Genomic DNA, 582 nt, shown 5'->3' on the forward strand with positions numbered 1-582 from the left:
GAAAGTGATGTTTCCGATGATCGCCGTTGTAGAGGAATACAGGCAGGCAGCGGCGATGTTCGCCGAGGAGCAGACAGTGCTCGCCGCGCGCGGCATCGCGCATAGAATGCCGCCACTTGGCATCATGGTCGAGGTGCCATCGGTGGCAATCGTGCCGGAAGCCTTTGCTGACGCCGCCTTCTTCTCGATCGGCTCCAATGACCTCACCCAGTATGTCATGGCGGCCGCCCGCGACAACGCTGCCGTGGCGCATCTCAATTCGGTCCGTCATCCGGCCGTGCTGCGGCTGATCGCAGCCGTGACCGCGTACGGCGAGCGTGAAAAAATCCCGGTCAGCCTGTGCGGCGATGCCGGCGGCGATCCTGCCTCGATCCCGTCACTGCTCGAGGCCGGCCTGCGCGATCTTTCCGTCGCGCCGGCGCAACTCGCCATGGCCAAGGCGGCCATCGCGGACGTTTCTGTCTAGGCGCGGCCGGCATGGTCGACATCAAACCCGAACCCGGTTCCGAAGAGGCGATCCGCGCCTACAAGACGATCCTGTCGCACGTCATCGACCAGCGCCCGTCCGGCATGCGCCAGCGC

General features: G+C 65.3%; 1 protein-coding gene. It reads left to right on the forward strand.

Annotated features, from left to right (window positions below):
• Nucleotides 1–466 (forward strand): putative PEP-binding protein (locus EN935_RS39400; RefSeq protein ID WP_348629931.1); only part of this gene is annotated, 466 nt, incomplete at its 5' end.
• Between the last annotated feature and the right edge of the window lie 116 nt (nt 467–582).

This window comes from Mesorhizobium sp. M7D.F.Ca.US.004.03.1.1, from assembly GCF_003998635.1.
Classification (GTDB): Bacteria; Pseudomonadota; Alphaproteobacteria; order Rhizobiales; family Rhizobiaceae; genus Mesorhizobium; species Mesorhizobium loti.